Annotated in this window: 21 protein-coding genes; 9 read left to right on the top strand and 12 right to left on the bottom strand. The window is 71.6% G+C overall.

Annotation, left to right across the window (positions count from 1 at the left end; translation table 11 throughout):
• The first annotated feature begins 2 nt into the window (after nt 1-2).
• Nucleotides 3-269: a protealysin inhibitor emfourin gene (locus ACIQK6_RS24545; protein ID WP_329099369.1), complete on the top strand. Its 267-nt coding sequence runs from the start codon at nt 3-5 to the stop codon at nt 267-269.
• Between the two features lie 94 nt (nt 270-363).
• Here ACIQK6_RS24545 and ACIQK6_RS24540 read toward each other — a convergent pair whose 3' ends face one another.
• A complete protein-coding gene (locus ACIQK6_RS24540; RefSeq protein ID WP_402695455.1) occupies nt 364-1068 on the bottom strand; it encodes a hemolysin III family protein in 705 nt (234 codons plus the stop codon).
• A gap of 220 nt (nt 1069-1288) precedes the next feature.
• Here ACIQK6_RS24540 and ACIQK6_RS24535 point away from each other — a divergent pair, with 220 nt between their 5' ends.
• On the top strand, nt 1289-3145 hold the full coding sequence (locus ACIQK6_RS24535; RefSeq protein ID WP_329099367.1) for a phosphoenolpyruvate carboxykinase (GTP): 1857 nt from the start codon (nt 1289-1291) through the stop codon (nt 3143-3145).
• An 80-nt stretch (nt 3146-3225) separates the two neighbouring features.
• Here the strand turns inward: ACIQK6_RS24535 and ACIQK6_RS24530 are convergent, their stop codons facing one another.
• The 4 genes from ACIQK6_RS24530 to ACIQK6_RS24515 are packed head-to-tail and all read right to left on the bottom strand — an operon-like array spanning nt 3226 to nt 7718.
• Entirely contained in the window at nt 3226-3837 is a 612-nt protein-coding gene (locus ACIQK6_RS24530) for a hypothetical protein (RefSeq protein ID WP_329099366.1), read from the bottom strand.
• Entirely contained in the window at nt 3824-5443 is a 1620-nt protein-coding gene (locus ACIQK6_RS24525) for a substrate-binding domain-containing protein (protein WP_402695454.1), read from the bottom strand. Before ACIQK6_RS24525 ends, ACIQK6_RS24530 begins: the two co-directional genes overlap by 14 nt.
• The gene (locus ACIQK6_RS24520) at nt 5440-6627 is read right to left on the bottom strand and encodes a toxic anion resistance protein (RefSeq protein WP_402695453.1); all 1188 of its coding nucleotides are present in this window, start codon (nt 6625-6627) and stop codon (nt 5440-5442) included. Before ACIQK6_RS24520 ends, ACIQK6_RS24525 begins: the two co-directional genes overlap by 4 nt.
• A complete protein-coding gene (locus tag ACIQK6_RS24515) occupies nt 6624-7718 on the bottom strand; it encodes a hypothetical protein (RefSeq protein ID WP_329099363.1) in 1095 nt (364 codons plus the stop codon). The genes ACIQK6_RS24520 and ACIQK6_RS24515 overlap by 4 nt, the downstream gene beginning before the upstream one ends.
• 143 nt (nt 7719-7861) lie before the next feature.
• On the opposite strand from ACIQK6_RS24515, the gene ACIQK6_RS24510 reads away from it, so the two are divergent.
• Nucleotides 7862-8284 carry a hypothetical protein gene (locus ACIQK6_RS24510; RefSeq protein WP_329099362.1) on the top strand — a complete coding sequence of 141 codons (423 nt, stop codon included), beginning with the start codon at nt 7862-7864 and terminating at the stop codon, nt 8282-8284.
• A gap of 45 nt (nt 8285-8329) precedes the next feature.
• Here the strand turns inward: ACIQK6_RS24510 and ACIQK6_RS24505 are convergent, their stop codons facing one another.
• The 3 genes from ACIQK6_RS24505 to ACIQK6_RS24495 all read right to left on the bottom strand — a co-directional run bounded on the left by ACIQK6_RS24505 (nt 8330) and on the right by ACIQK6_RS24495 (nt 10921).
• Nucleotides 8330-8980, bottom strand: coding sequence for an RDD family protein (locus tag ACIQK6_RS24505; RefSeq protein WP_329099361.1), 651 nt, complete (start codon nt 8978-8980; stop codon nt 8330-8332).
• Between the two features lie 210 nt (nt 8981-9190).
• Complete coding sequence (locus ACIQK6_RS24500) at nt 9191-9586, bottom strand: hypothetical protein (protein WP_329099360.1); 396 nt, start codon at nt 9584-9586, stop codon at nt 9191-9193.
• Between the two features lie 123 nt (nt 9587-9709).
• Nucleotides 9710-10921, bottom strand: a complete 1212-nt coding sequence (locus ACIQK6_RS24495; protein WP_189733007.1) for a pyridoxal phosphate-dependent aminotransferase — start codon at nt 10919-10921, stop codon at nt 9710-9712.
• A 301-nt stretch (nt 10922-11222) separates the two neighbouring features.
• Here ACIQK6_RS24495 and ACIQK6_RS24490 point away from each other — a divergent pair, with 301 nt between their 5' ends.
• From ACIQK6_RS24490 to ACIQK6_RS24480, 3 genes are all read left to right on the top strand, one after another.
• Nucleotides 11223-11378: a hypothetical protein gene (locus ACIQK6_RS24490; RefSeq protein ID WP_329099358.1), complete on the top strand. Its 156-nt coding sequence runs from the start codon at nt 11223-11225 to the stop codon at nt 11376-11378.
• Between the two features lie 13 nt (nt 11379-11391).
• Entirely contained in the window at nt 11392-11625 is a 234-nt protein-coding gene (locus tag ACIQK6_RS24485) for a hypothetical protein (protein WP_329099357.1), read from the top strand.
• Nucleotides 11626-12731: 1106 nt separating this feature from the next.
• On the top strand, nt 12732-13208 hold the full coding sequence (locus ACIQK6_RS24480) for a macro domain-containing protein (RefSeq protein WP_402695452.1): 477 nt from the start codon (nt 12732-12734) through the stop codon (nt 13206-13208).
• 11 nt (nt 13209-13219) lie between these two features.
• Here the strand turns inward: ACIQK6_RS24480 and ACIQK6_RS24475 are convergent, their stop codons facing one another.
• Nucleotides 13220-13579 carry a hypothetical protein gene (locus tag ACIQK6_RS24475; protein ID WP_402695451.1) on the bottom strand — a complete coding sequence of 120 codons (360 nt, stop codon included), beginning with the start codon at nt 13577-13579 and terminating at the stop codon, nt 13220-13222.
• A gap of 188 nt (nt 13580-13767) precedes the next feature.
• Here ACIQK6_RS24475 and ACIQK6_RS24470 point away from each other — a divergent pair, with 188 nt between their 5' ends.
• Nucleotides 13768-14319 (top strand): GNAT family N-acetyltransferase, encoded by a 552-nt coding sequence (locus tag ACIQK6_RS24470; RefSeq protein WP_329099354.1) that lies wholly within the window; start codon nt 13768-13770, stop codon nt 14317-14319.
• Between the two features lie 18 nt (nt 14320-14337).
• Here the strand turns inward: ACIQK6_RS24470 and ACIQK6_RS24465 are convergent, their stop codons facing one another.
• Nucleotides 14338-14790: a nitroreductase/quinone reductase family protein gene (locus ACIQK6_RS24465; RefSeq protein ID WP_402695450.1), complete on the bottom strand. Its 453-nt coding sequence runs from the start codon at nt 14788-14790 to the stop codon at nt 14338-14340.
• Nucleotides 14791-14896: 106 nt separating this feature from the next.
• Here ACIQK6_RS24465 and ACIQK6_RS24460 point away from each other — a divergent pair, with 106 nt between their 5' ends.
• On the top strand, nt 14897-15838 hold the full coding sequence (locus ACIQK6_RS24460) for a LysR family transcriptional regulator (protein WP_329099352.1): 942 nt from the start codon (nt 14897-14899) through the stop codon (nt 15836-15838).
• Between the two features lie 187 nt (nt 15839-16025).
• On the opposite strand, the gene ACIQK6_RS24455 is transcribed toward ACIQK6_RS24460, so the two are convergent.
• The gene (locus ACIQK6_RS24455; RefSeq protein WP_033218332.1) at nt 16026-16211 is read right to left on the bottom strand and encodes a hypothetical protein; all 186 of its coding nucleotides are present in this window, start codon (nt 16209-16211) and stop codon (nt 16026-16028) included.
• Between the two features lie 189 nt (nt 16212-16400).
• Between ACIQK6_RS24455 and ACIQK6_RS24450 the strand changes: the two genes are divergently transcribed.
• Nucleotides 16401-17750, top strand: coding sequence for a carbohydrate-binding protein (locus ACIQK6_RS24450; RefSeq protein WP_329099351.1), 1350 nt, complete (start codon nt 16401-16403; stop codon nt 17748-17750).
• Nucleotides 17751-17831: 81 nt separating this feature from the next.
• On the opposite strand, the gene ACIQK6_RS24445 is transcribed toward ACIQK6_RS24450, so the two are convergent.
• Complete coding sequence (locus ACIQK6_RS24445) at nt 17832-18848, bottom strand: YdcF family protein (protein ID WP_402695449.1); 1017 nt, start codon at nt 18846-18848, stop codon at nt 17832-17834.
• Nucleotides 18849-18862 lie beyond the last annotated feature (14 nt).

The raw sequence follows: 18862 nt of genomic DNA, 5'->3' as shown, positions 1-18862 counted from the left end.
CCGTGCGCATCCGCGTGACGAGGAGCGGCGGCTTCGCCGGATTCCCGGCTACGGCGGAGCTGGAGACGACGGGGCGACCCGACGCGGCCGAGCTGGAGCGCCTCGCGACGGCGGTCCTCGCCCAGGCGGGGCCGGGGCCCGCCGGAGGCGTACCGGACGGCTACCGGTACTCCGTGACCGTGGACGACCGGACCGTCGAATTCGCCGACCCGAAGATCACCGAGGAGCAGGAGGAGCTGGTCGAACGGGTCCTGCGGGACGGCGCGTAGCCGGGCCACCCGCACGTTCCGGTGGCCGGTCCCCCGGCCACCGGAATGCGGGTCCCGGCCCGCCGCAGACCGGCGAGAGCGAGACCCGCGTCGCTCAGTACTGATACGCGGCGAGCGAGATGCCGACGTAGTGGGCCACGAAGGCCGCGAGGGTCAGCGAGTGGAAGACCTCGTGGAAGCCGAAGAACCGCGGGGAGGGGTTCGGGCGCTTCATGCCGTAGATGACCCCGCCCACGCTGTAAAGGAGACCGCCGACGACCACGAGGACCAGGACGGCGATGCCGCCGGTCCGCATGAAGTCGGGCAGGAAGAAGACCGCCGCCCAGCCCATGGCGATGTAGCAGGGCGTGTAGAGCCAGCGCGGGGCGCCGACCCAGAAGACCCGGAAGGCGATGCCGGCGGCGGCCGCGATCCACACCGCCCACAGCAGGGTCCGCCCGGTGGAGGGCGGCAGCAGCAGCACGGTCAGCGGGGTGTAGGTGCCCGCGATGATCAAGAAGATGTTCGCGTGGTCGAGCCGCCGCAGGATGGCCTCGCCGCGCGGCCCCCAGGTGCCGCGGTGGTAGACCGCACTGACGCCGAAGAGCAGGCAGGCGGTGAGGATGTACACCCCGCAGGCGACCCGTGCTTTCGTCGAGTCGGTGAAGGCCATCAGCGCCAGGCCCGCGATGACCACGGCGGGGAACATCCCGGTGTGCAGCCAGCCGCGCATGAGCGGCTTGGCCTCCGGTGCGGCCGGTGCGGCCGGAGCGGCCGGAGCGGCCGGGTCTGCCGGGGAGGCTGCGGCATCAGAAGTCATGCGCGCCATGCTACCTACGGGTCCGTAGGTTTCCGTTAGTGGTCTTTACGGAAGATTGACGGACGTGGCAATGCTCACGTGAGAGGCCCTCTGGACATATGCGCACATCCACCGGATGATCAGATGAGTGCGGTCGACACCGGATGAGCGGAGCGCGAAGCGTCCGGGTCGCAGCCCCCACGGGGCCTACACCAAACAAACCCCTCAACAAGGAGCAATCGTGGCGCGCGACATCGCGGCTCCCACTTCCATCCCGACGACCCACCAGGAGCTGATCTCCTGGGTGGACGAGATCGCAGCCCTGACCCAGCCCGACCGAGTCGTCTGGTGCGACGGCTCCGAGGCCGAGTACGAGCGCCTGTGCGAGGAGCTCGTCGCCAAGGGAACGTTCAAGAAGCTCGACGAGACGAAGCGCCCGAACTCCTACTACGCCGCCTCCGACCCGTCCGACGTCGCGCGCGTCGAGGACCGGACCTTCATCTGCTCCGAGAAGGAGGAGGACGCGGGCCCGACCAACCACTGGAAGGCCCCTTCCGAGATGAAGGCCCTTTTCACTGGTGAGGGGGGCTTCGCGGGGGAGAAGGGCATCTTCCGCGGCTCCATGAAGGGCCGGACGATGTACGTCGTCCCGTTCTGCATGGGCCCCCTCGGTTCCGAGCTCTCCGCGATCGGCGTCGAGATCACCGACTCCGCCTACGTCGCCGTCGCCATGCGCACCATGACCCGCATGGGCAAGCCCGTCCTCGACGAGCTCGGCACCGACGGGTTCTTCGTCAAGGCCGTCCACACCCTCGGCGCTCCGCTCGCCGAGGGCGAGGCCGACGTGCCGTGGCCCTGCAACACCACCAAGTACATCTCGCACTTCCCCGAGACCCGAGAGATCTGGTCCTACGGTTCCGGCTACGGCGGCAACGCCCTCCTCGGCAAGAAGTGCTACGCCCTGCGCATCGCGTCCGTCATGGCCCGCGACGAGGGCTGGCTCGCCGAGCACATGCTCATCCTCAAGCTCACCCCGCCGGCCGGCGAGGGCGAGACCGCGGAGCCGACGTACCTTGCCGCCGCCTTCCCGTCCGCCTGCGGCAAGACCAACCTCGCCATGCTGGAGCCCACGATCCCCGGCTGGACGGTCGAGACCATCGGCGACGACATCGCCTGGATGCGCTTCGGCGAGGACGGTCGCCTCTACGCGATCAACCCCGAGGCCGGCTTCTTCGGCGTCGCCCCCGGCACCGGCGAGCACACCAACGCCAACGCCATGAAGACGATGTACGCCAACACCGTCTTCACCAACGTCGCGCTGACCGACGACGGCGACGTCTGGTGGGAGGGCATGACCGAAGAGGCGCCCGCCCACCTGATCGACTGGAAGGGCAACGACTGGACCCCGGAGTCCGAGACCCCGGCCGCCCACCCCAACGCCCGCTTCGCCGTCCCGGCCTCGCAGTGCCCGACGATCGCCGCCGAGTGGGAGGACCCCAAGGGCGTCCCGATCTCCGCGATCCTCTTCGGCGGCCGCCGCGCCTCCGCCGTGCCGCTGGTCACCGAGTCCTTCGACTGGAACCACGGCGTCTTCATCGGCTCGAACATCGCCTCCGAGAAGACCGCCGCCGCCGAGGGCAAGGTCGGCGAACTACGCCGCGACCCCTTCGCCATGCTGCCGTTCTGCGGCTACAACATGGGCGACTACATGGCCCACTGGGTCAAGGTCGCCGCGGACAAGGACCAGGCCAAGCTCCCGAAGATCTACTACGTGAACTGGTTCCGCAAGAACGACGCGGGCAAGTTCGTGTGGCCCGGCTTCGGCGAGAACAGCCGCGTCCTGAAGTGGATCGTCGGCCGCCTCGACGGCACCGCCGAAGGCGTCGAGACCCCCATCGGCATCCTGCCGACCAAGGACTCCCTCGACCTCGACGGCCTGGACCTCCCGGCCGAGGACCTCGACTTCCTCCTCACCGTCGACAAGGAGGTCTGGCGCGAGGAGGCCGCCCTGGTCCCCGAGCACCTCAACACCTACGGCGACCACACTCCCAAGGAGCTGTGGGACCAGTACCACGCACTCGTGGAGCGCCTGGGCTGAGCCAGGACGCGCCCTGAAGAAGGGCCGATGAACGTGGGAGCCCCCGACCAAGCGGCGCCCACCGCAGCACATGACCGACCTCAAGAGCGTCCGCGCTCCTCCAGGTAGGCCGTGTGCGTCTGTTGACGGCGGGCCTCCACCTCGTGGAGGCCCGCCGTTACGCGTTGCGCCTCCTCGCGCAGGAGCCCCAGCTGCCGCTCCAGGTGCTGCTCCGGCGACTCCCCGCCCGGTGCCATCCGGCTCCACCAGCGGGTCCGGTTGTACGCGTCCACGCTCTCCGGCACGTCCTGCCGGACCGCCCGGGACACCGCGTGCACCGCCTCCGGCTCGCCGGCCAGCACATCGGCCACCCACCCAGGCTCCAGCAGCGCCCCGTACAGCTCCAGCAGTTCGGCGAGCGTCTCCTTCGCCCCCGGGGGCAGCTCCACCCCGTCGACGTACACCCGCAGCCGCCCGAGGTCCTCGCCCAGGACGCCGAGCTCCTCACGGGGGTCGAAGGGCGGCGGCGCCGTCCGCTCCGGCGGGGCGATCAGCGCGCCCGCCCCGTACAGCCCCGCGACCACCACCGGCCAGTACGCACCGGCCGCCCCGGCGAGGGTGAGGGCCACGCCGGCCAGGCCGCAGGCGGAGCCGGCCAGGTTCTTCTTCGACTCCAGGTACGTCAGGACCCCGGTCGCCCTACTGGTAGCCACGGATCTCCTCGAAGGCTCCGGCCAGCGAACCGGTTCCGCCGGTGGCGTCGAAGAGCCGGCCGCCGGTCAGTTCGGTGATGTGGCTGAGCTCCTTGCGGTCCGAGTCGCCGAACAGCACCGCGAAGACCGGCGTCCGCTTCTGCGCCTCGGGCAGCGCCGCGTAGAAGGAATCGAAGTGCCCGGCCCCGACGCCCTCCGTGTTCTCGCCGTCCGTCATCAGCACGATCGAGGTGAAGGCGTCCGCGGGACCCTTGCCCAGCTGCTGGTACGCCGCCTCCAGGCTCCCGTAGATCGCCGTACCCCCGTCCGGCTCGAGCGACTTCACGTCGCGGCGGATCGCGTCCAGGGCCGGCCCCGGATTGCCCGGCTCCACCACGTGCGTGTTCACCTTCTTCACCTTCGACCCGAAGGGCAGCAGCGTCACCTCCTCGCGGTCCCGGAACCGCTGCCCGGTGCCCGAACTCCCCGAGCCCGTGAGATCGGTCAGCGCCGACTTCAGCCGCCCGATCCGGTCCTCCTCGCTCATCGAACCCGAGGTGTCCAGCACGTACACCGTCCGCGAGGGCCGGCGCAGCTCGTTCTCGTAACCAGCCAGCAGCCCGTCGGCGACGACCCGCGATCCGGGGAACGGCAGTTCGCGCCGCTTCTCCTGGTCCAGCCCGGCGGCCGGGGTCACCCCGGGCGCGACCGGGCGGCGGAAGGTCCGCTCGGTGATCGCCCGCTGCGCCTCCGGGCCCCGCAGATGGTCCGTGAGCGCCCGCCCCGCATCACGGGCCCCGGCCGGGGCCGAGGTCAGCAGCGTCAGCGGATAGTGGGCGGTGACCACACCGTCGCGCGGCCGGACCACCGTCAGGGGAGCTGCGGCGCCCTTCGCGTCCCGGTTCATGGACAGCAGCACCGACTCGTAGTTCACGAGCGCGTCCACGTCCCCGCGCTTGCCGTACGCGGTGACGAGCCAGCCCGAGGAGCCCGAGGTCAGCTTCTGCCCGGCGAAGAACTCCTTCAGCCGGGGCGTGGCCGCCTTCACGTCCGCGTCGCTCAGCGCCGCCTGTGCGCCCGACAGCCCCGAGGCCACCGAGACCAGCGCGGAGAAACCGGAGTTGGAGCGCACCGGGTCGGTCATCCCGTACGTCAGCTTCCCGGCGGCGACGGCCTCGTGCACCGCCGGCCAGGTGACCTCCCCGGGCTTCCAGCCCAGCCGGGCCAGCGCCTCCGGCTTCACACCGAGGGCGACGGGCGAGGACATCACCGGGGTCTCGCTGGAGAGCTTCCCGGCGGCCTCCGGCCGCAGCCGCAGGTAGTCGTTGGAGGACAGCCAGATCGCGTCGTACTTGCCGTCGGCCTGCCCGGAGGCGACCTGCTCGGCGGCGTCCAGCGTCCCGGACCAGGTCAGCTTCACCGTGACCCCGGTCGCCTTCCGGGCCTGCTCCAGCACCGGCTCCATATCCGCCAGCTCACTGGAGGCCAGCACGCGCAGCGTGCCCTCCTTGTAGGCCGTCTCCGCCGGCTCGGCCGCACCCCCGGAGGTGCAGGCAGTCGCCGCCGTGAGCGCGGCGAGGGCGAGGACGAGCGCAAAGCCCGTCCGGACCCGCTCGGCCGCGCTCACCGGGCACCGCCCTCGAGCGCACCGGCGGTCCGCGTCCGCGCGAGGTACGCCGACGCACCGTGCAGCTCGCCGGCCAGCGCCTCCACCGTCGCCGCCATGTTCTGCGTCGCCTGCACCTTGAACGGGTCGATCGCGTCCAGCGTCTTGTAGATCTGCGCGAACGCGGTGCGCAGCGTCTCCGCGCCCACCGCCGGATCGGCCGCGATCCGCTGGATCTCGCCGCTCTGCGTGGACAACATCTCCGCGTTGCCCCGGATCAGCTCCTCGGTGGTCCCCTTCAGGGCGTTGACCTGCTCGATCACCGTGCGCTGGTGGTCGAGGGCCGAGGCCAGCATCACGGCGATCCGCAGCGCGGACACGGTGGTGGTGGCGGCCCGGTCCACGCCCTTGATCAGCTCGTCGTTGCTGCGCCGGACCACGTCCATCGCCAGGTAGCCCTGCGCGCAGACGGCCAGCTGGGTCAGCAGGTCCTGGTGCTTCTGCCGGACCGGGAAGAGCACGTCCGCGCGCATCGCGTCGGCCGCACCCGGATCGGTGTGCTCCGCCTCGGCGGCCCGCTGCTCGACGGCGCCGTCCAGGGCCTCGGTCAAGGACGCGTACTCCTGGAGCTTGCCCATCGTCTCCCACAGGCGAGAGCGCTCGGTGTGCAGGGCCGCGTTGTCGCGGCGCAGTTCGTCCTGACCGCTGCGGAGCGAGCCCACGATCTTGTTGAGGGTGGCCTGCGAGGAGGCGTACTTCGCCACGTGGTCACGGAACTTGTTGCCGCCCGGCAGCTTCGCGAGCAGCTTGCGGGCGCCCTTGGCGGGCGTGTCCCGCGGGTCGAGGTCCTCGACCGTGCGCCGCAGCTCGACGAGGGAGCCGGCGACCCGGGCCTGGGCGTCACCGCCACCGTCCCGGTCCAGCGAACGCACCGCCCGCTCCAGCATCCGGTTGGACTGCTGGGCGGCGCTGCGGATGTCGGCCTGGCCCAGGGCGGCTATCTCGCCGATGCGTTGGGCGAACTCGGGGGAGCGGGTGTCGATCGCGGCGAGCGAGTCGACGTACTCCCCGGCCCGGCGGGCCATCTCCTCGCGAACGCCTTCCGGCAGCGGGACCAGCCCGGCAGCCTGCTCCTTGCGTACGGGGGCGACGGGCTCCGGAGGGCTCAGGTGGAAGGACGTGTCCTCGGGCGGTGTCAGTGTCATGGCGTGTCCCCCTGGCCCTTGGCGCGCTGGGCCAGCGCCATCAGGATCTTGACGGTGGGCGTGCCGACCTGGCGGATGCCGGTCAGCCCCGTGTTGAGGTAGGCGGTGTGCGGAGCCGTCGCGGCGGCGAACTCGGCCACGCCCTCCTGCGGGCGGAACCCGCGGAGCACGGCCATCTCGCGCAGCTTCGGATCGGTGGCGAGGAGCGTGCCCAGCTCCCGCGCCCGCTCGGTCAGCGGCACGAAGGTGTGCGCCGAGTTGACGGTGGTGTCCGGGTAGAGCACGACCATGTCGCCCGGATCCTGCTTCTGCATCAGCAGCGAGGCCACCTGCGACTCGTACACCAGGATCAGCGGCTCGCCGCTGCCGCTGATGAAGGCCCGGAAGGGGTCGTCGGTGCTGGGTTCCAGCGCGCCCTGGACGGAGATCAGCTTGCGCATGAGCGGTGCGGTGCGGGCGATGCCGGCGTCGTCGGCGACCACGGTGTTGCCGTTCGCCACGTTGGACGTGGCGGCGAGGAAGAGGGCGCCGGAGTTGGAGGAGGACGGGTCGGTGGTCTTGATGAACACCGTGCCGGTCAGCTCGGCGTGGGCCGCGGAGCCGGGCAGCTGCTGCCAGGTGCGGTCCTCGCCGGAGGCCTTGAGGAAGGGGCCCATGAGCAGGGTGCCGGAGTTCTTGCCGGTCATCTTGGCGAGGCCGTTGGCGGCCAGCACCTCGGCCGCGCCCGAGCGGGCGATGACGACGAGGGGGGAGAAGAACGGCTTGGTCTCCTGGGCCCCCTTGAGCCCGGCGGCGGCCGCGACCTCCTTGGCGGGTTCACTGCTGCTGGGGAAGGCGAAGTCGAAGTCCTTGAGGGCGAGTTGGTCCATTGCCCAGGAGCCCGAGGTCTCCGTCTTGACGGTGTAGCCCTTGGCGGCAAGGGCCTTGACGACGTCGGGGTCGCGGAAGAATTCGGACTTCTCCGAGCCGATGACGCCACGCACGGTCTTCGTTGCCGTGGTTTCTGGGTGATCCTGCCCCTGGAACGCGACGACGTAGAGCACGCCGCCGATCAGGAGGAGGCCCAGGACGATTCCTAGGATGCGTCTCACGGGTGCAGCGTGCTCGCGGAAACCCACATTCCGCGCCAACTTGAATGAACGTCAGGTGTCCAGGCGGTCCCACTTCGAAATGCTGTGTGGGCCCTCGGGTGCTGGTGGGCGGGGCGGCGGCCCGGGAGGATCGGGGCATGGGCGTGAGCACGTTGAAATGGCAGGGTTGGCTGGTCGGCCTGGTGACGGTGGCCGGGCTGCTGGTGTTCGCCCCGCTGGGTCTGTACGTGTGGGCGAGCGGCGGCGATCCGCCGCAGCCGCCGCCGCGGGCGGCGGTGGAGGACGTACGGGTCACCGGGTGCCGGATCGATCCGGCCAGCCGCCGGGTGGTGGCCGCGGTGGAGGCGACCGGGCGGGCCGAGGGCCTCGGCGCGTACGTCGTCACGGTGGAGTTCCGCGACCGCGCCGAAGCGGATCCGCAGGGGCGGGCCGCGCAGGCGCTGGTGAAGATCCCGGGCGTGGCACCGGGGGCGACCGAGTACGGGGAGGCGGTCGGCCCGGTGTGGCCGGTGGCGACGGTGCCCTGGTGCGGGGTCGCCGGCGCGGAGTTCGCGCGGGCGGCCTGAAGGGCGTGGTGCAGTCAGCCGCCACCGGTCCTCACCGTGGGGCGATCAGCCGTTCTGGTTCACCTTGATGACGACGGTGCTGCACACCTTGTCGGCGAAGGTCTGCTTCTTCTCGTCCCACAGCGGCCAGAAGTAGCCGAGGTAGCAGGCGGCACTGTCGAGGATGTGCGCCAGCTTGCGGACGAGCGCCATGCCGAAGCCGAGGGTGGCCCCGTCGGCCTCGCGGTGCAGGCTGATGCCGACGATCTTCTTGCCGATCGTCTGGCCGGTGGTGCCTTCCCGGTACACCTGGAAGATGCCCATGCCGATGAGGTACAGCACGCCGATCAGGCCGAGGATGCCGGCGATCGCCTCGGTCGTCTCGTCGCTGGCGATGGCCGCGCCGATACCGATCAGGGCGTACATCGGGCCCACGATGATCAGTCCGTCGAGCAGGGTCGCACCCAGGCGCAAGCCCCAGTGGGCCAGCGGCGGCATCCCCGAGCCGGGCATGCCCGGCATCCCCGGCATGCCCGGCGGCGGGTAGGCGCCGTACGGCGGCGGGGCCTGCTGCGGGTAGCCGTACTGCGGGGCGGCGCCCTGCGGCGGCTGCTGCGGGTAGCCGTACTGCGGGGGCACGCCCTGCGGGGCCTGCTGACCGGGCTGACCCTGCGGGGGCTGCTGGCCGTAGGGGTTGTTGGGGTCGCCGAAGCTCATGCGCGAACCTCTCCAGAATGCTCGAACGGGGACGAAGCGGAGTGGAGGAGATGGAGCATGTGGAGCGGCCTCCCCCGGGCAACCGCGATCTTTCAGCCCTCATCGTGTTCGGAGCACCGGATTCTGTCCAATTTCCGCCCCTGCCGCAGGCCCTCGCGCAGGGAACGTGGCACCCGGTCCGGAGCCTCCGCGGCCCCGGACCGGGGCCGTCTAGAGGGCGCCGGCCAGGTCCGGGGACTTCAGGGCGGCGGCGTGTGCTTCCATGCGCTCGGCGGCGAGGATCGCGACGGTGGTGTCGGCGCGGGACGCGGCGACGAGGAGCGCGCGGGCGGCGAGGTCGTGGGCGCGGTGGTGCAGCGCGGCGATGTCCTCGGTGGAGTGGCGCGGCGCGCGGGCGGGTTGGGCGCCGCCGCGCAGTCGGGCGACCTGGGCGGCGATCTCGGTGGCGGCCTCGTCGAGCCCGAGCTCGTCGGTGACGGCGAGCAGGGCCGCGAGGTGGCCTGCGAGCTGGATGTCCAGTGCTTCGCCGCGGCTGCTGTGCGGGTAGTCGGCCGGGGCGGTGCCCATGCGGTGGACGACCGGCTTCGTGCGGATCGGCTCGTACATGAGGTGGCCTCCTGCGTGGTCAGGAAGCCATCCTACATTGGATCGGTTCTAAAGTTGAGCCAAATCCTGTTGCCGGGAGGTGCGTCTCGCCGGCTGGACCGCGGCGAGACGCACCGTGCGCCGCTACAGCTGGCTGTAGCCGTCGAGGAAGTTCCCGATCCGGGTCACGGCGTCGGCCAGGTCCTTGGCGTTCGGCAGGGTCACGATCCGGAAGTGGTCGGGCTCGGGCCAGTTGAAGCCCGTGCCGTGCACCACCATGATCTTCTCGGCCCGCAGCAGGTCCAGGACCATCTGCCGGTCGTCCTTGATCTTGTAGACGGACGGGTCCAGCCGCGGGAAGGCGTACAGCGCGCCCTTCGGCTTCACACAGGTGACGCCGGGGATCTGGGTGAGCAGGTCGTACGCGACGTTGCGCTGTTCCAGGATCCGCCCGCCGGGCAGGACCAGGTCCTCGATCGACTGCCGGCCGCCGAGCGCGGTGGCCACGGCGTGCTGCGAGGGCATGTTCGCGCACAGGCGCATGTTGGCCAGGACCGTGAGGCCCTCGATGTAGCAGGCGGCGTGCTTCTTGGGGCCGCAGACCGCCATCCAGCCGGCCCGGTAGCCGGCGACGCGGTAGTTCTTCGAGAGCCCGTTGAAGGTCAGCGTCAGCAGGTCCGGGGCGATGGCGGCGGTGTTGTGGTGCACGGCGCCGTCGTAGAGGATCCGGTCGTAGATCTCGTCCGAGCAGACGACCAGGTTGTGGCGGCGCGCGATGTCCGTGAGCCCGCGCAGCATCTCTTCGTCGTAGACGGCACCGGTCGGGTTGTTCGGGTTGATGATGACGATCGCCTTGGTGCGATCGGTGACCTTGCGCTCGATGTCGGCGAGGTCGGGCATCCAGTCGGCCTGCTCGTCGCAGCGGTAGTGCACGGCCGTGCCGCCGGCGAGGGACACGGAGGCGGTCCACAGCGGGTAGTCCGGTGCGGGGACCAGGACCTCGTCGCCGTCGTCGAGCAGCGCCTGCATGGACATCTGGATCAGCTCGGAGACGCCGTTGCCGAGGTAGATGTCCTCGACGTCCAGGTCGATGCCCTTGGTCTGGTAGTGCTGCATGACCGCGCGGCGCGCGGAGAGCAGCCCCTTCGCGTCGCCGTAACCGTGGGCGGTGCCCAGGTTGCGGAGCATGTCCTCAAGGATCTCCGGAGGGCACTCGAAGCCGAAGGCCGCGGGGTTGCCCGTGTTGAGCTTGAGGATGCGATGACCTGCTGCTTCGAGCCGCATCGCCTCTTCGAGCACGGGGCCGCGGATCTCGTAACAGACATTGGCGAGTTTGGTTGACTGGATCACCTGCATGACGGGAGCTTACGGGCCCGGGTGCGGGCTTGACGCGTGTTTTCGAAGAGAAGCCCGAAGGGCGGTTTGCCCCGTTTCGGGTAATGGGTGGGTGGGGGAGTGGTCCCTCCTTGGAATCCGGGGTCGCGCCGGCGTTCCGACCTGCGGAATGAGTGGGGTGCGGGCGCGGGTGAGCGCATGGTGTTGCGCTCGTCACCCCAGGTGGCCGGGTAGATCGGAAGCGGTCGGGTAGGCCGCATGAGTACCCCGGATGAGTACGCACACTCATGTGGGTGTCGGTGCCGCGGTGGAGGCTGGGTGCATGAACCAGGACCAGGGCGCGTGGAAGCCGGCGGACCGCCGCCGATGCACCGAACGGGTCAGCGCGGTGGTCGTCGCCGCGGCGGGCGACCTCATGGCGGCAGGAGCGATCTTCATCGTTTTCCTCCTGCTGGGGTACGTGTACAGCGGCAATTGAGGAGCGCGGGACAGTGGTTTTCGTAGTCGGTGACATGGAGATCGCCACGGTCGGTACGGACGGCGACGACCGAGCGATCGAGTTCTCGGTCAGGCCGGAGGGGGTTCTCGAAGAGGCCCGCTTCGCGATCTTCCGCGAACACGACCAGGACTGGGAGTCGGCCCGCCTCGCCGTCGACCCCCACTCGGGCAGCGTCCCGCTGGCGGCGGTGGAATGGGCGGTGGAGTTCGCCCGCGAGTACCTCTGAGCAGGTGAGGGCTTCGGTGGCGGGGAGTCGGATGGGCGGGGTCGGGTGGGGAACGTGCGGCGGGGGCTTCGGGGTGAGCGGGAGCCGCCTGGCCGGTATCAGGGATGTGTATGGGGGTTTCCCGTCAGTCCCATCGTCCCTCCGGGTCGGGCCGGTCCCTCAAGGGCGCTCCTCCTTCGTCGTCGCGTCGCTTCGCGATGGCCTGCGGCCACCCTTGACCGACCGTCCCGCCCCGGAGAAACGAAAGACTGCCGGGAACCCCCCAAAGGAACGGGCCGGGCGATCCTTTCCAGGGACGGGGCGATCAGAGATGCGCGACCAGGTCGGGCGAGAAGGGGCACGGCCCGGAGGCGGGGCCCATCGAGACCAGGGCCCGTGTCGGGGGAGCGCGTCCAATCGCTACGCGCTCCCCATCCCTCAGCGTCCGACGGCCGTCCGGGCTGGACGTAGGCCGCCCACGACCCGTAGGTGCTTGTGATGGGAGGCGTCTGACGGCTGACTGGGGTGGAGAAGCGTGAGACAGCGGCTATTTCGGCGTGGATGCGGGTCAGGGCACGTGGGTGGGCAGAAGGGCCGACAGCTTGCCCAGTTACCCCTCTTTGGGTGCGGGCCTGTGGGGTGATGCTCGAGTTGACCCGGCTTCATGACGCAGTGGCCGAGCTGCCGGCCGTTCGCCCCCTCTCAGCGGCTCTCAGCGGCTCTCATCGGCGTCGGCCGGACGCTGATCGCGGTCAGGGAGAAGCGCGTAGCGATCTGGGGCGGCCTGTGCCCAGCCCAGGGCGGTCGTCGGACGCTGAGGGATGGGGAGCACGTAGCGATCGGATGCGCTTCCCGCCGACTCGGGCGCTGGTCTGTGATGGGCCCCGTCTCTCGGTCGTGGCGGCCAAGATCTCCTCGCGGCTCTCTGATCGCCCCGTCCCCGAAAAGGAACTCCCGACCCGGAGGGACGATGGGACTGACGGGAAACCCCCGTACGCATCCCTGATGCCGCCCGAGTGGATCCCGACTGGCGAAGCCACCGCCACACCCTCCCGACCCCGACCCCGACCCTGCCCCTCACGCACCCGCCCCTCCCCCTGTCGGTGGTGGCGCATACCGTTCGAAGCATGAAGCCGATCAGGATCATTGCCGGGGACGCGACGAGTCCCCAGGCCAAGGGGCCCAAGGTCATCGCGCACGTCTGCAACGACCTCGGGGGGTGGGGGAAGGGCTTCGTGCTGGCCGTTTCGAAGCGGTGGGCCGAGCCCGAGGCCGCGTACCGGGCGTGGCACCGGGGGCGCAGCGGAAATGACTTCGGGCTGGGCGCCGTGCAAGTGGTGCAGGTGAAGCCCGATACATGGGTGGCCAACATGGTCGGCCAGCGCGGCATGCGGACCGGGAGCGGGGGGCCGCCCATTCGGTACGACGCGGTGGAGCGGTGTCTTGCCGCGCTCGCCGATCGCGCCGTCGAGCTCGGGGCGAGCGTCCACATGCCGCGCATCGGGTGCGGGCTCGCGGGCGGCACGTGGACGCGCATCGAGCCGCTGATCACCGGGACGTTGTGCGCGCGCGACGTGGAAGTGACCGTGTACGACCACGGGTGAGTCGCGCGTCCTCAGTGGCCGGCGGCCGGTGAGTGGCGGACCGGCCATGCCGGCTTCGGGAGGCTGGGCGTGCGGCGCCTGCCGGCTTCGAAGGCGAGCCAGACGGCTCCTGAGGCGACCGTCGTGAGGAACGGCGGCGCCCAGGCGGTCAGCTGCCAGACGGCCGCGACGTCCAGGGTGCTCGCCAGCGCCGCAGCCGGAGCGGCGGCGAGGGCCAGCAGCAGGGTGATCCTGGCCCAGAGCGGCAGCTTGCGGCTGACCGCGGCGGTCGCGAGGCCCAGGCCCGCGCTCGCCGTGAGGATCACGGCCAGGCCCACGAGGGCGAGCACGAGGGCGATGGTCAGGGCGAGGATGATCAGGATCAGGTCCATGTGGTGCCCACGTCCGGTCTCGTGGCAACCTCGCGACGCAGACGGATCCGCATTCCCGCTGCTCGGCAGGTTCACCGGAAGCAATACTGTCAGAGGTATTGAACGTGTTCAACACTGTCCCCGGTGTCACCCTCGGGCCCCGGTGTCGGCAGCGCGGTCCGGCCGCGGGGGCGTGGCACGATCGTGGGATGGAGTACCGGTACGCCGCTGAGGCCGATGCGCCCGCCATGGCTGAGCTCTTCGCCGCCAACCACCACGACGCGCTGACCGAAGGGCAGCGGGCGGAGCAGGGTTTCGTCCAGGGTCGCTTCGACGTCGGCGTGCTGCGGGCGATGGCCGGTGCGCGGGAGTTGCTGGTCGCGGACGACGGGGGCCGGATCGTCGGGCTGCTCGCGCTGTCGGCGCCCGCGACCCTGGTCGACCCGTCGCCGCCGGTCGCGGGTCTGCTCGAGGCCCAGGAGGCCCTGGAGTGGCAGGGGCGCCCGCTGGCCGAGGCGCGATGGCTGCTCTACGGGCCGGTCGTGGTCGCCGCCCCCCACCGGGGGCGCGGCGTGGCCCGGGCGCTGTTCACCATGGCCCTGGCGGCGGCCTCGGAGCGCGCCGAAGCCGTGGTCGCCTTCATCGAGGCCGGGAACGTGCCGTCCTGGAAGGTGCACGTCGACGGCTTCGGCATGGTCCCGCTGGGCGACTTCGTCGCGGGCGGGCGCACGTACACCGCGGTCGCCGCGCCGACGTTCTGACCCTTGCGGGCGGGGCGCTCAGCCCGCGCGGTCCAGGATCACCAGCGGGATCTCGCGGGGTCGGGCCGCGGCGCGGTCGTCCTCGAACGGGGGCCACAGGGCCGTCATCATTTCCCAGTACACCTCGCGTTCCTGGGGCGTGGCGGTGCGCGCCCGGGCCGTGAAGGCGGCGGCGCCGACCTGGAGGCGGACCTCCGGGTGGGCGGTGAGGTTCAGGTACCAGCGGGGGTGGTCCGGGGCGCCGTTGGCGGAGGCCAGGACGATGTGCCGGCCGGCGTCCTCGCCGTAGATCAGCGGGGTGCGGACGGCGCGGCCGGTGGCGCGGTCGAGCGTGGTCAGCAGGAGGGTGCGGACTCCGTGCCAGAGGTGCCCGTCGGCTCCCGCGGTACTCACGTAGGCGCGGACGTGGTCGAGCCGTGGGCCGGGTCGCGGGTCGGTGGGGTGGTCCCAGTCGACGTCGAGTGCGTGCATTTTCCTGTCCTTAGGGTCGTGTCCTCCTCGCGGCTAACGAGCATTAACGATTCTGGATGCGCCCGACCCGTAGCGCACGGCCACAGGTCTGGACCAAGCTCGTCGTATGGATCTGGAGCTGAGGCACCTCAAGATCGTCCGGGCCGTCGCCGACGCCGGGAGCCTGACGCGGGCCGCCACCGCGCTCGGCCTCGCGCAACCCGCGCTCAGTACCCAGCTCAAGCGCATCGAGCGGGCGCTGGGCGGCACGCTGTTCCTGCGGGGGCGCGACGGCGTACGGGCCACCGCCCTCGGTGAGCTGGTGCTGGAGCGGGCCAGGGTGCTGCTGCCCGCCGTGTGCGAGCTACAGGAGGACGCCCAGCGGTTCGCCCGCCAGGAGGCGCACGGCTACCGGCTCGGCGGCACGCACGGACCGCTGCTCGGCGGGCTCGTGGACCGGCTCGCGCACGAGGAGCCGGGCGTGCCGGTGACGACGTACACCTCCTGGTCGGAGAAGGAGGTCGCGGCCGGCGTCGCCGACGGCCGGCTGGACTTCGCGATGGTCGGGGTCTGCGGGGAGAGCGCGCCGCCCGAGCCGGGGCGCCTCGCATGGATGGAGGTGGCGCGCGATCCCGTCTACGTGATGCTGGCCGAGGACCACCCGCTGGCCTTGGCACGGGCCCCGCGTGCCGAGATCGAGCTGGCCGAGCTGGCCGCCGAGGCGTGGACGGACGTCCCCGGCGACGGGTGTTTCGGCGACTGCTTCGCCGCGGCCTGCGTGCGGGCCGGCTTTGCGCCCGCCTGCGTCTACGAGACCGACACCGCCTCCTGCGTGCACCTGGTGCAGGTGGGACGGGCGGTCGGACTGTGCCGGGCCACGTTCCCGGTGACCCCGGGGGTGGTCACGCGGCCCCTCGCCGGGACCCCGCTGATCTGGCGGCACCTGCTGGGCTGGCATCCTGCCGCGCGGGTCGCTGCGCGGGCCGCCGATGTGCTGGGGCACGTGCGGGCCGCGCATGCGGAGGCGTTGGCCAGGTCGGCCGGAGCCGGCGCCTTGCCGGCGGCTTAGCCGGGCACCGGGCGGGCGCGGCGCCGTTGCGGGGGCGCTGTCCCCGGGCCCCCGCGCCTCAATCGCCGGCGGGGCTCAAGATCAGGGCTCCGCCCCGGGCCCCCGCGCCTCAATCGCCGGCGGGGCTGGAGGACGCCCCCGGCGGGGCCGGGGGCGGTTGCGGCAGCGCTCGGGCGCCGTGCCGTGGCTACGGCAGGTAGCGCTCGATGACCTGCGGGCCCTCCTTCTCCATGAGCTTCCGGGCCTTCTCGACCCGCTCCGGAGTCGGGTCGTGGCCGGTCACCATCACGAGGTCCTCGGGGTCGTACGGCCGTTCCCCGCCCGTGAAGAGCCGGTCCGACCGCGTGGGCTGCTCGTCGGGTTCACTGACCATCGCGTACCTCCTACGGTTTACCCCTGGCCCCATCCTCCGACCGCCGCCCCATGAACGCACCTCGACCGCGCGCGGGCCGTCGTACGGCCCGGGCATAACACCGGGGCAGGGGCCAACTGGCAGCTCCCACGCAATGGTTCGGATTTCTACGGTTTCCGCAGACCCCACCGGAAACCGAGGAGATCCCCCATGCTCAAGCGACACGCCCGCGCGGCGTGTACCGCCCTGGCCGCCGCCGGGTTGCTGCTGGCCGGGACCGGCGGCGCCATCGCCGATCCCACCCCCGCGGCGCCCTCCGCGGCGGCCGCCCTGCGCACCGCCGACGCCCCGCCCGAACTGCTCGCCGCGATGCAGCGCGACCTCGGCCTGACCCCCACGCAGGCCAAGGCCCGACTCGTCCACGAGGCCGAGGCGGGGGCCACCGCCGCCCGGCTGCGCGACCGGCTCGGCGCCGCCTTCGCCGGGGCCTGGGTGGACGGGGCCGACGCGGGCACCCTCACCGTGGCCACCACCCGGGCCTCCGACACCGCCGCGATACGAGCCACGGGCGCGCGGGCGAAGCTGGTCGCCCGGACCCTGGCCGACCTGGACGCCGACCGGGCCGCCCTGGACCTGGCTGCCGGCCCCGCGACCCCGGTCCGCTACGTCGACCCGCGCTCCAACACCCTCGTCGTCGAGGAGACCGAGGCGGGGGCGGCGGCCGCGCTGCTGGCCGCCACCGGAACCGACGCGGCCGCCGTCACGGTGGTCCGTACGGCCGTGGCCCCGCGCCCGCTGCACGACCTGCGCGGCGGGGACGCGTACTACATGAACGGCAGCGGCCGCTGTTCCGTCGGCTTCCCCGTCACCAAGGGGTCCGTGAACGGTTTCGCCACCGCCGGGCACTGCGGGCGCGCCGGAACCACCACCAGCGGCTTCAACCAGGTGGCCCAGGGCTCCTTCCAGGCCTCGGTCTTCCCCGGCAACGACATGGCCTGGGTGGCCGCGAACGCCCAGTGGACCGCGACCCCCTACGTGAAGGGCAGTGGCGGCGCGAACGTCCAGGTCACCGGCTCGGTGCTACAGCCGGTCGGGGCCTCGGTGTGCCGTTCCGGATCGACCACCGGATGGCACTGCGGCACGATCCAGCAGCACGGCACCAGCGTCACCTACCCCGAGGGCACCATCTCCGGGGTGACCCGTACGACGGTCTGCGCCGAGCCGGGCGACTCGGGCGGCTCCTACATTTCCGGGAGCCAGGCCCAGGGCGTCACCTCGGGCGGCTCCGGCAACTGCTCCAGCGGCGGGACCACCTTCTTCCAGCCGCTGAACCCGATCCTGTCCGCGTACGGGCTGACCCTCAAGGTCAGCGGCAGCGACCCCGGCCCGGGCCCCGGCCCCGGCGACCCCGAACCGGGCGGCAGCTGGAAGGCGGGCACCGTCTACGCGGCCGGCGCCACCGTCACCCACGGCGGCTCGACCTACCGCTGCCTCCAGGGGCACCAGGCCCAGCCGGGCTGGGAGCCGCCGAACGTCCCGGCGCTCTGGCAGCGGGTCTGACCGACGCCCGCGAGGCCCGGAACCGGTGCCGTGACTGCCAAGGGGGGAGTCACGGCACCACCGCGTGCGCGCGGGGGCGGGTCAGACGAGGACCGCCGCCAGCGTGCCGAGCGCGCCGAGGACAGTGAGCAGGGCGCAGATCGACAGGTTCACGACCCGGTGCTCCCAGAAGACCGCGACGAACTCGCGGATGGTGGCGCTCGGCCAGTAGTACTTCGCGGTGGGCGAGCCCAGCACCTGCCCGTTGACACCGGTCTTGCGGGCCAGCATCGCCGCCCGGAACGCGTGGAAGTTGTTGGTGACCACCACGCACCGGTAGGCCGAGTCGTGCGCCGTCATGACGTCCCGGCTGAAGAGCATGTTCTCCTCGGTCGTGGTGGAGCGGTCCTCCAGTACGACGTGCTGCTCGGGCACGCCCTGCGCGATCAGCCAGTCCGCCATCGCCCGGGCCTCGGAGACCTTCTCGTCCGATCCCTTGCCGCCCGAGACCAGGAGGAACGGCGGCCGGCCGCTCCGGGCCAGCTGGGCCTCGTAGATCTGCTGCCCCTTGCGCAGGCGGGAGGCCAGTAGCGGTGGCACGCGGTCGCCGCCGACCAGGCCCGATCCCAGCATGACCACGTGGTCGACGTTGCCGCGCACCTTGATCCGGCCGTAGAGGAAGGCGTAGCCGAGGAAGCAGAAGAAGACGAAGGAGACGTAGCCGGCGACCACGGTGACCGTTCCGGCGATGCCCCCGAGGAGGGGCGAGCCGACCACGCCGACGAGGACCAGTAGCGCGATCAGCCCGAAGATCGTCAGGCCCGCGAGCATCGACAGCAGGTTGGCCGGCCGGAAGCCCTCCTTGCGGATCATGACCATGCCGTTGCGGACGAGGAAGACGCCCAAGCCCAGCGCGGCGAACACGGGTGAGGCGAAGACGAGCACGAGGACCGCGACGGCCGCCCAGGTGGGCAGCTTGACGACCTGGACGAACAGTGCGGAGAACGCGCTGAGGAAAGTCAGCCCCAGGAGCACGGCGTTGCTGAAACGGCGCCGGTCCCGCCGGACGCTGATGCAGAAGGCGAGGAAGAGCACGGCGGCAAGCGCGAAGGCGACCATGCCGCCCATCGTAG

Source organism: Streptomyces sp. NPDC091682, assembly GCF_044756625.1.
Classification (GTDB): domain Bacteria; phylum Actinomycetota; class Actinomycetes; order Streptomycetales; family Streptomycetaceae; genus Streptomyces.
This window is presented reverse-complemented; position numbering and strand designations above follow the sequence as displayed.

Excerpts from the sequence above, each read along its gene's own strand:
- ACIQK6_RS24465 (WP_402695450.1), bottom strand. The coding sequence starts at position 14,790 with ATGCACGCACTCGACGTCGACTGGGACCACCCCACCGACCCGCGACCC.
- ACIQK6_RS24540 (WP_402695455.1), bottom strand. The coding sequence starts at position 1,068 with ATGACTTCTGATGCCGCAGCCTCCCCGGCAGACCCGGCCGCTCCGGCC.
- ACIQK6_RS24480 (WP_402695452.1), top strand. The coding sequence starts at position 12,732 with ATGAAGCCGATCAGGATCATTGCCGGGGACGCGACGAGTCCCCAGGCC.
- ACIQK6_RS24460 (WP_329099352.1), top strand. The coding sequence starts at position 14,897 with ATGGATCTGGAGCTGAGGCACCTCAAGATCGTCCGGGCCGTCGCCGAC.
- ACIQK6_RS24470 (WP_329099354.1), top strand. The coding sequence starts at position 13,768 with ATGGAGTACCGGTACGCCGCTGAGGCCGATGCGCCCGCCATGGCTGAG.
- ACIQK6_RS24505 (WP_329099361.1), bottom strand. The coding sequence starts at position 8,980 with ATGAGCTTCGGCGACCCCAACAACCCCTACGGCCAGCAGCCCCCGCAG.
- ACIQK6_RS24450 (WP_329099351.1), top strand. The coding sequence starts at position 16,401 with ATGCTCAAGCGACACGCCCGCGCGGCGTGTACCGCCCTGGCCGCCGCC.
- ACIQK6_RS24490 (WP_329099358.1), top strand. The coding sequence starts at position 11,223 with ATGAACCAGGACCAGGGCGCGTGGAAGCCGGCGGACCGCCGCCGATGC.
- ACIQK6_RS24495 (WP_189733007.1), bottom strand. The coding sequence starts at position 10,921 with ATGCAGGTGATCCAGTCAACCAAACTCGCCAATGTCTGTTACGAGATC.
- ACIQK6_RS24445 (WP_402695449.1), bottom strand. The coding sequence starts at position 18,848 with ATGGTCGCCTTCGCGCTTGCCGCCGTGCTCTTCCTCGCCTTCTGCATC.
- ACIQK6_RS24500 (WP_329099360.1), bottom strand. The coding sequence starts at position 9,586 with ATGTACGAGCCGATCCGCACGAAGCCGGTCGTCCACCGCATGGGCACC.
- ACIQK6_RS24475 (WP_402695451.1), bottom strand. The coding sequence starts at position 13,579 with ATGGACCTGATCCTGATCATCCTCGCCCTGACCATCGCCCTCGTGCTC.
- ACIQK6_RS24520 (WP_402695453.1), bottom strand. The coding sequence starts at position 6,627 with ATGACACTGACACCGCCCGAGGACACGTCCTTCCACCTGAGCCCTCCG.
- ACIQK6_RS24455 (WP_033218332.1), bottom strand. The coding sequence starts at position 16,211 with ATGGTCAGTGAACCCGACGAGCAGCCCACGCGGTCGGACCGGCTCTTC.